8 protein-coding genes are annotated in these 8,784 nt (G+C 42.1%); 2 read left to right on the top strand and 6 right to left on the bottom strand.

Translation table 11 applies throughout. The features are described from left to right. Positions 1-221 precede the first annotated feature (221 nt). A complete protein-coding gene (locus tag K5Q34_RS09995; protein WP_221864934.1) occupies positions 222-1,787 on the top strand; it encodes an ABC transporter substrate-binding protein/permease in 1,566 nt (521 codons plus the stop codon). After that, positions 1,780-2,523: an amino acid ABC transporter ATP-binding protein gene (locus K5Q34_RS09990; protein WP_221864933.1), complete on the top strand. Its 744-nt coding sequence runs from the start codon at positions 1,780-1,782 to the stop codon at positions 2,521-2,523. The genes K5Q34_RS09995 and K5Q34_RS09990 overlap by 8 nt, the downstream gene beginning before the upstream one ends. Positions 2,524-2,645: 122 nt before the next feature. Here K5Q34_RS09990 and K5Q34_RS09985 read toward each other — a convergent pair whose 3' ends face one another. From K5Q34_RS09985 to K5Q34_RS09960, 6 genes are all read right to left on the bottom strand, one after another. Then, positions 2,646-2,855, bottom strand: a complete 210-nt coding sequence (locus tag K5Q34_RS09985; RefSeq protein WP_009910800.1) for a hypothetical protein — start codon at positions 2,853-2,855, stop codon at positions 2,646-2,648. 82 nt (positions 2,856-2,937) lie between these two features. Continuing rightward, on the bottom strand, positions 2,938-3,843 hold the full coding sequence (locus K5Q34_RS09980; protein WP_024389694.1) for an SPFH domain-containing protein: 906 nt from the start codon (positions 3,841-3,843) through the stop codon (positions 2,938-2,940). A 9-nt stretch (positions 3,844-3,852) separates the two neighbouring features. Then, positions 3,853-5,103, bottom strand: coding sequence for a threonine ammonia-lyase IlvA (gene ilvA, locus K5Q34_RS09975; RefSeq protein WP_024412903.1), 1,251 nt, complete (start codon positions 5,101-5,103; stop codon positions 3,853-3,855). Between the two features lie 294 nt (positions 5,104-5,397). After that, positions 5,398-6,420: a ketol-acid reductoisomerase gene (gene ilvC, locus K5Q34_RS09970; RefSeq protein ID WP_221864932.1), complete on the bottom strand. Its 1,023-nt coding sequence runs from the start codon at positions 6,418-6,420 to the stop codon at positions 5,398-5,400. Between the two features lie 138 nt (positions 6,421-6,558). Beyond that, positions 6,559-7,035 (bottom strand): acetolactate synthase small subunit, encoded by a 477-nt coding sequence (ilvN, locus tag K5Q34_RS09965; protein ID WP_221864931.1) that lies wholly within the window; start codon positions 7,033-7,035, stop codon positions 6,559-6,561. Further along, the gene (locus K5Q34_RS09960) at positions 7,028-8,731 is read right to left on the bottom strand and encodes an acetolactate synthase large subunit (protein ID WP_024413786.1); all 1,704 of its coding nucleotides are present in this window, start codon (positions 8,729-8,731) and stop codon (positions 7,028-7,030) included. The genes ilvN and K5Q34_RS09960 overlap by 8 nt, the downstream gene beginning before the upstream one ends. Positions 8,732-8,784 lie beyond the last annotated feature (53 nt).

The raw sequence follows: 8,784 nt of genomic DNA, 5'->3' as shown, positions 1-8,784 counted from the left end.
TTAGCCTTGGCCACCTAGCCTAACAGCTTCAAACCTGTTATCAAATGAAATCATCAACTTACTCAAACATAGTGAAACATCTAATTCTTGACTAAGGTAAGGTGGCTAACTTCATTATAGAACTTTCAATCATAAAAAAACTCCCTATTCATAGTACAAGGATATTGAAATTTGTCAGAATTTTTAATAAAATGGTGTAATAGCATTTTAAAGGAGACATTATGAAACGTAAACTCAGTATATTTCTGCTGACCCTAATCGCTGTTTTTTCTGTAACAACAGGGGTTCGGGCAGACGAATACCTGCGGGTCGGTATGGAAGCCGCCTACGCACCATTTAACTGGACCCAAGAAGATGATAGCAACGGTGCCGTTCCTATTGAGGGAACCAATCAATTTGCCAACGGATATGATGTTCAGGTTGCAAAAAAAATCGCTGCATCCATGGAAAAAGAACTCTTGGTTGTTAAAACCAAGTGGGAAGGGTTGGTCCCTGCTCTTACATCTGGTAAAATCGATATGATTATCGCCGGCATGAGCCCGACAGAAGAGCGCAAGAAAGAAATCGCCTTCTCAGATAGCTACTACACTTCAATTCCTACCCTGGTTGTTCGTTCTGATAGTCAGTACGCAAACGCAACCAGCTTGGTAGATTTTGCTGGTGCAAAAATCACTGCCCAGCAAGGGGTTTACCTCTATGATTTGATTGACCAAATTGAAGGGGCTAACAAACAGACTGCCATGGGAGATTTCTCCCAAATCCGTCAAGCTTTAGAATCTGGCATTATAGACGCCTATGTTTCTGAACGTCCAGAAGGTCGTACAGCAGAAGCCGCAAATAAAGCTTTCAAAATGGTTGAATTGGCAGACAGTTTTGAAACCAATGCCGAAGACGTGACCATTGCTGTCGGTATGCGCAAAGATGACTCTCGTATCACTCAGGTCAACGAAGTCTTAGCAACTATTTCAGAAGAAGAGCAAATCGCACTTATGGATGATATGATTGAAAACCAACCCGTTGAAGAAGCCAGCGAGGGCGAAACACCTAGTTTCTTCGCCCAAGTTTGGAATATTGTTGTTAACAACTGGCAACAACTTCTGCGCGGAACTGGGATGACATTACTCATTTCCATCCTCGGTACAATTATCGGTACTGCTATCGGTCTCCTCATCGGTGTCTTCCGTACAGCTCCAAAAGCAGCAAACAAGGCGCTTGCTATTGGTCAAAAAGTGCTCGGTTGGATTATCAATATCTACATCGAAATTTTCCGTGGTACGCCGATGATTGTACAATCCATGGTTATTTACTATGGTACCGCCCAAGCATTCGGACTCAATCTTGACCGCACACTTGCCGCTATCTTCATTGTATCCATCAACACAGGTGCCTACATGAGTGAGATTGTCCGCGGTGGTATCTTTGCCGTCGATAAGGGCCAATTTGAAGCTGCGACTGCTCTCGGATTTACCCATAATCAGACCATGCGTAAGATTGTCCTTCCACAGGTTATTCGTAACATCTTACCAGCGACTGGTAATGAATTTGTCATCAATATCAAAGATACTTCTGTATTGAACGTTATCTCAGTTGTTGAACTCTATTTCTCAGGAAATACTGTCGCAACCCAAACCTATCAATATTTCCAAACCTTTACGGTTATTGCTATTATCTACTTCATTCTAACCTTTACTGTGACACGTATCTTACGCGCAGTTGAAAAGCATTTTGATACAGATACATACACAACAGGTGCAAACCAAATGCAAGTCGAGGTGCCACATGACTAAAAATGTAATTCTTGAAATCAAAAATCTAAAGAAATCATACGGACAAAATCAAGTCCTCAAAGACATCTCTATTAGCGTTGAAAAGGGCGAGGTTATCTCAATCATCGGTTCATCTGGTTCGGGAAAATCAACCTTCCTCCGATCTATCAACCTTTTGGAAACACCAACAGAAGGAAAGATTCTATACCACGGACAAGATGTTTTGGCTAAAGGATATGATTTGACGACTTACCGTGAAAAACTAGGTATGGTATTCCAATCCTTCAACCTTTTCAACAATCTAAATGTATTGGAAAATGCCATTGTAGCACAAACTACGGTACTGAAACGAGATCGAGCTGAGGCAGAAAAAATCGCCAAGGAAAACCTCAATAAGGTTGGCATGACCGAACAGTACTGGCAAGCCAAACCAAGCCAACTCTCTGGTGGACAGAAACAACGTGTGGCCATTGCACGCGCCCTATCTGTTGACCCAGAAGTTATCCTCTTTGATGAGCCGACTTCTGCTCTCGATCCAGAGATGGTCGGGGAAGTTCTCAAAACCATGCAAGATTTGGCAAAATCAGGATTGACGATGCTTATCGTAACTCACGAAATGGAATTTGCCCGTGACGTATCTGACCGCGTTATCTTTATGGATAAGGGTGTCATCGCCGAAGAAGGCAGCCCTCAACAAATCTTTGAAAATCCACAAGAAGAACGCACACGTGAATTCCTTCAGCGTTTCCTTGGATAAACTCAATCTGTTCCATATAAGACGATTACTTACCAGTTTCAAAGCTGGTAAGTTTTTTTATACAAAAAAAGAGGAATCGCAAAATTCCTCTTTTTGGACATCTCTAAATGAAACCATTTAGATTAGTTTTCAAATTTCTTGTGGTTTTTGTCGTAAAAATCAATCAAACCCAAGGCAGTTGCAAATGAAATATTGTCAATCTTAGCGCGACCTTGTGCAAGAGCGATAACTGACATTTCACGAGCATTTGTTTCCTTACTGATACGGTAACCTGTGATTTTCTTTTCACGAACCCAGCCGACAACAGCGGCTACTTTTTCGTAACTAGTCATTAGAAACCCCTTTCTTTTTTATTCGTGCAATTAAGTATAATACAGATAAACCTATTTTGTCAAGCAAATTGTTCGGTTTTTACTATGATTTTACTTTAAGAGACGATAATAGTTGTGTTCTGATATCTTCTACTCCTTCCGGATTCGCAGGAAGGAAAATGGTTTGATTACCTCCTTGTGCAAAATTATTGAGAGTATCCAAGTATTGGTTGGTCAGCAAGATAGACATAATCTGCTCTTCAGATAGGCTAACATTTGATTCTTTCAGTTCACGAATCGAATCTGCCAGTCCGTCTACAATCGCCTTACGTTGTTGTGCAATACCTACACCATGCAAGCGATCCTTTTCAGCTTCCGCTTCTGCTGCTGTGACAATTTTAATCTTGTCCGCTTCTGCCAATTCCTGGGCCGCAACCCGTTTCCGCTGAGCTGCGTTAATTTCATTCATAGATTGTTTAACCTCGGCGTCTGGCTCTACCTTGGTAATTAAGGTTTTGACAATAACATAACCGTAGGTTGACATTTCTTCTGCTACTTGTTTTTGTACCTCAAGTGCAATCTCATCCTTTTTCTCGAAGAGCTCATCCAGGGTCAATTTAGGCACAGATGAACGCAGGGCATCTTCAATATAGGACTTAATCTGTGCTTCTGGGTGCATGAGCTTGTAATAGGCATCCGTCACATTATTTTCATTTACTCGATATTGAGTTGCCACATTCATTGTGACAAAAACATTATCCTGCGTCTTGGTTTCTACCACAATTTCACTTTGCAACATCCGCAATTGAATGCGGGCTGCGATGACATCAACTCCAAATGGTATCTTAAAGTTAATACCTGAAGTAGATGTTTTTTGGTATTTCCCAAAGCGCTCAATAATAGCGACCGTCTGCTGCTTGACAACGTATAGCCCTGAAGCAATCAAAATCAAAGCAATCAGTACAAAGAACAAGAAACTACCAATAAAAACAATTGGACCAAGCACCATAATGACCTCCTAAACTAGCATTTTATAAAGCGAATCATTTTCATGAAGATTGATGTACTGGGGATCAAACTCTTCCAAGCGAGAAATAAACTGCGTATAATCTGTTTTATCTCCTAGGGCAATACCGATTAGAACCGGCCCTGTTCCCTTATTGGCACGTTTGATATATTCAAAACGAGTAATATCATCATTTGGCCCTAGAATATCATTTACAAATTCACGAAGAGCCCCTGGACGTTGTGGAAAATTAACAACAAAGTAGTGTTTAATTCCCTCGTAGATAAGCGCACGTTCCTCCATTTCCGGCATCCTGTTGATGTCGTTATTACCACCAGAAATGATACAACAAATGGTTTGCCCCTTGATTTGGTCCTTGACTACCTCAAGAGCTGCAATCGTTGCTGCTCCTGCTGGCTCAGCAACAATACCCAGCTTAGAATAGAGGTCTAAAATAGTCCCAGAAATCCATCCTTCATCCACACCAATCAGGCGATCTATGTATTTCCGAGCCACTTCGTAGGTCGACTTACCAACTTTCTGTACCGCAATACCGTCAGCAAATTTATCAATTTGGTCTAATTTAACCGGACGACCTTTATCAAAAGCCGCTTTCATTGACCGTGCCCCACTTGCTTCAACACCAACAATCTTAATTTCAGGTGCATGTTCTTTCAGATAGGCCGAAACGCCTGCAACCAGACCACCTCCTCCTATGGGAACTAAAATTTGGTCAAAACTAATGGTTTGCTCTTCCGCTTCTTCCAAGATTTCATAAGCTACTGTTCCCTGACCAGCCTGCACATTTTCATCATCGAATGGGTCTATAAAGGTTTTCCCACTTTCCTGAGTATAATCTTGTGCTGCCTTGGCTGACTCATCGAAGGTATCACCTACGAGCCGAATCTCTACGTAGTCTCCTCCGAAAAATTTAACCTGCCCTATTTTTTGTTGCGGAGTTGTAATGGGCATAAAAATCGTAGCAGGAATTTGCATTTCCTGACAGGTATAGGCCACACCTTGAGCATGGTTTCCGGCCGAAGCACAGACCACTCCGCGTGACTTCTCATCATCTGTCAATTGTGAAATAGCATAATAGGCTCCTCGAATTTTAAAAGAGCGAACACGCTGTTCATTTTCTCTTTTTAAATAAATAGTTGCACCATATTTTTCCGACAAGTATCGACTATAATCCAAGGGGGTACGTACTACCACGCGCTTAAGAACGGAGTATGCTTGTTCTACATTTTTTGCTGTAATCATAGTTCCAGTAATTTCTTTCTATATTTATTGTACCAATATTCCCTGAAAAATCCTAGCAATTAGACTTATATTCAAGCTACTAGCATGTTATTCAACAGAAAACGAATGTTTAATTTTATAAAAATCTATTTATGAACAAAATGGGCAAAAGAGCTGGGAAAACCAGCTCTTTTATTCATTTTCGGAGATAGAGGAAAAAGGGAATGACATCCCCTCATCTGCCAACTCAAACCTTAAATGTATTGCCATCACTCAAAGTAAAGCTGACTATCACCCTATCTACCTTGATAGTGTTTAATTATAGATTTTGAACGCGTCGTCATCATTGCGTCCGACAAATGGCATTGCTTTGCGGAGTTCTGCACCTACTTTTTCGATTTCAAGATTCTCTGCTTCTTTACGATAAGCTTCCATACGTGGACGGCCTGCTTTATAGTCATTTACAAAGTCATTTGCAAATTTACCAGATTGAATATCTGCAAGGACTGCCTTCATGTTTTCTTTGACTTGGTCTGTAATTACACGTGGGCCTGATACATAGTCACCGAATTCAGCAGTGTTTGAGATAGATTGGCGCATTTTCTTAAAGCCACCTTCGTAGACAAGGTCAACAATCAGTTTCATTTCATGCAATACTTCAAAGTAAGCTAATTCTGGTGCATAACCTGCTTCTGTCAAGACTTCAAAACCTGCCTGCATAAGGGCTGTCAAACCACCGCAGAGAACAGCTTGCTCACCAAACAAGTCTTCTTCCGTTTCTTCCTTGAAAGTTGTTTCTAGAAGACCGACACGGGCTGAACCAACACCTTTTGCCCAGTCCATCGCAATATGTTTTGCATTGCCAGTTGCATCTTGGTAAACAGCATAGAGGGCTGGTACTCCAAAACCTTCTTCAAAGGTACGGCGTACCAAGTGACCTGGACCTTTTGGTGCACACATGAAGACATCCACATCTGCTGGTACCTTGATAAATTCAAAGTGAACGTTGAAACCATGGGCAAAACCAAGGGCATTGCCCGCTTCCAAGTTTGGAGCGATTTCTTCATTGTAAAGGTCTGCTTGGATTTCGTCTGGAGCCAAGATCATGATGACATCTGCTTGTTTTGCTGCTTCTGTTACTTCAAAGGTTTCAAAACCGTCTTCTTTTGCCTTGTCAAATGACTTACCTGCACGCACACCGATGATGACGTCGTGTCCTGTATCACGCAAGTTTTGGGCATGGGCATGACCTTGTGAACCATAACCGATAACGGCGATACGTTTACCGTCAAGTGCTGCTACTGTTACATCTTTTTCATATTGCATTGTTACTGTCATAAGATTCTCTTTTCTATTTTTATTTGTAATTTTGGATATTCAAAGAAAATGAAGGCTAGACTAGGCGATGTAGGCGAAGATAGACCTAACGTTCATCAAGCCAAGTCAACGCAGTATAGGATTGATTATCGAAGAGGGTTAGTCTCTACTAAATCCAGTTGCACCCGTTCTTGCGATATTCTTGATGCCATAAGGCTGAATCACGCGCAGGAGGGCGTCAATCTTATCTCCGTCACCTGTCATTTGGATGGTAATAGAGTGAGGTGCCACATCGACAACATTTGCTCTAAAGGGTTGGATAATCGCTAAAATTTCTGCTCGTTTTGTTGGCGGAGCTGAAATTTTGACAAGAATCACCTCATGCTCTAAGTGGGGTATGTCCGTTAAGTCACGTACTCGAACCACATCAATCAAGCGGTTCAGCTGTTTGATGATTTGTTCGACCTCATCGTGACTGGCCACGTCTACAATTACCGTCACACGTGAGATGCCATCTACTTCTGTTGGGCCGACGGAGATGGACTCAATATTGATTTGGCGACGAGATAGAATACCCGTAAAGCGGTTGAGGACGCCTGATGAATTTCGTAATTTAGCTGTTAACATTCTACGCATTGAACTTCACCCCCAACATCTCTGCATTGCTCTTACCTGCTGGCACCATCGGTTGAACATGTTCACGATTAGAAATATGAACCTCTATGAGCATTGGTTTATCTTCTAAGATAACTTTCATGTCTTCACTTAGAGTCGCTGGATTGTCAAAACTATAATGACTAATTCCATAGGCCTCCGCCAACAATTGGAAATTCGGTTCATCGTCAAACACAGATTGGCTACGACGCTTTTCATAGAAGGATTCCTGCCATTGACGAACCATTCCAAGAGAGTGGTTATTGATCAATACAACCTTAATCGGTACACCATAGCCATTCAAAATAGCCAATTCTTGGTTGGTCATTTGGAAGCCACCATCACCAACAAAGATGATTACTTCTTTATCTGGATTGGCTAATTTGGCGCCGATAGCTGCAGGAATACCAAAGCCCATGGTCCCCATGCCACCAGATGTTACAAGTTGACGTGCATGTTTGTAGGGGTAGAATTGGGCAGCCCACATTTGATGCTGACCAACATCTGTCACGACAATGGCATCCCCTTGCGTCAACTGACCAATTAATTCAATTGCCGCCTGTGGCTTAATAACCTTTTCATCTTCATCATACCAAAATGGCGCCCGACGTTTGTTTTCCAATACTTGTGCCGTCCAATCAGCATAGCCTGTTTCGACTGTTTCTAAAGCAAGTAGAGCTTTCAAGGTTGCCTTAGCATCGCCCACTACTGGAATAGCCGTTTTGACAACTTTACCAATTTCTGCGGAATCAATATCAATATGTGCTACCGTCGCATTTGGCGCATAGGTTGTTGGATTTCCTGTTAGGCGGTCATCGAATCGCGCTCCAATATTGATAATGTAATCAGCCTGATCCATAGCCATATTGGCAGCGTATGAACCGTGCATCCCCCCCATAGCCAAGGATAATTCATGCTCAATGGGCATTGCACCTAATCCAAGGAGGGTTGAAACTACTGGAATACGGTAGCGCTCTGCAAAGGCAACTAATTCTTTATTGGCATCTGCATAATTGACACCACCACCAGCCAATATAACTGGTTTTTGAGCTTGGCTAAGCTGTTTCAAAATTTTCTTAACCTGCAAACCATTTGGTTCAATCGTTGGCTGATAACTTGGTAGGTGTAGAGTTGGGTCATGATAAAAATCAACAACTCTTTCTTGGATGTCTTTTGGAACATCAATAACAACGGGACCCGGTCTACCTGTTGTTGCAATATGGAGAGCTTCTGTGATGACTCTAGGAATATCTGCCGTATCCCGAATTTGGTAATTGTACTTGGTAATCGGCATTGTCATCCCCAAGACATCAGCTTCCTGAAAAGCATCTTTACCGATACCACGTGTTGCGACTTGACCAGTAAAAACTAAAAGAGGAACACTATCACCCATTGCGTCCGCAATTCCAGTAATGGCATTGGTAGCACCTGGCCCAGAGGTTACAATGGCTACGCCCACCTTTCCTGATGATTTAGCGTATCCTTCGGCCTCGTGGACCGCTCCTTGTTCATGACGAGCCAAAATATGCTGGATTCCCTCATATTGATAGATAGCATCATATAGAGGCAAAACTGCCCCACCAGGATAACCAAAAACAAGGTCTACTCCTAGCTGATGCAGGGTGTCCAAAATGAGATAGGACCCCGAACGCGGTTGGTCTAGTTGAATTTCTTGCACGAATATTCCTCCTCTCTGCAAATTTGTTATCTACTATAATATCACAAGGAAGT

The sequence above is a fragment of the Streptococcus sp. 2018110 genome (genome assembly GCF_019754115.1).
GTDB classification, from domain to species: domain Bacteria; phylum Bacillota; class Bacilli; order Lactobacillales; family Streptococcaceae; genus Streptococcus; species Streptococcus hashimotonensis.
This window is presented reverse-complemented; position numbering and strand designations above follow the sequence as displayed.

What these genes read in the sequence shown, in the direction of transcription:
- K5Q34_RS09995 (WP_221864934.1), top strand. Translation starts at nt 222, where the DNA reads ATGAAACGTAAACTCAGTATATTTCTGCTGACCCTAATCGCTGTTTTT.
- K5Q34_RS09990 (WP_221864933.1), top strand. Translation starts at nt 1,780, where the DNA reads ATGACTAAAAATGTAATTCTTGAAATCAAAAATCTAAAGAAATCATAC.
- K5Q34_RS09985 (WP_009910800.1), bottom strand. Translation starts at nt 2,855, where the DNA reads ATGACTAGTTACGAAAAAGTAGCCGCTGTTGTCGGCTGGGTTCGTGAA.
- K5Q34_RS09980 (WP_024389694.1), bottom strand. Translation starts at nt 3,843, where the DNA reads ATGGTGCTTGGTCCAATTGTTTTTATTGGTAGTTTCTTGTTCTTTGTA.
- ilvA (WP_024412903.1), bottom strand. Translation starts at nt 5,103, where the DNA reads ATGATTACAGCAAAAAATGTAGAACAAGCATACTCCGTTCTTAAGCGC.
- ilvC (WP_221864932.1), bottom strand. Translation starts at nt 6,420, where the DNA reads ATGACAGTAACAATGCAATATGAAAAAGATGTAACAGTAGCAGCACTT.
- ilvN (WP_221864931.1), bottom strand. Translation starts at nt 7,035, where the DNA reads ATGCGTAGAATGTTAACAGCTAAATTACGAAATTCATCAGGCGTCCTC.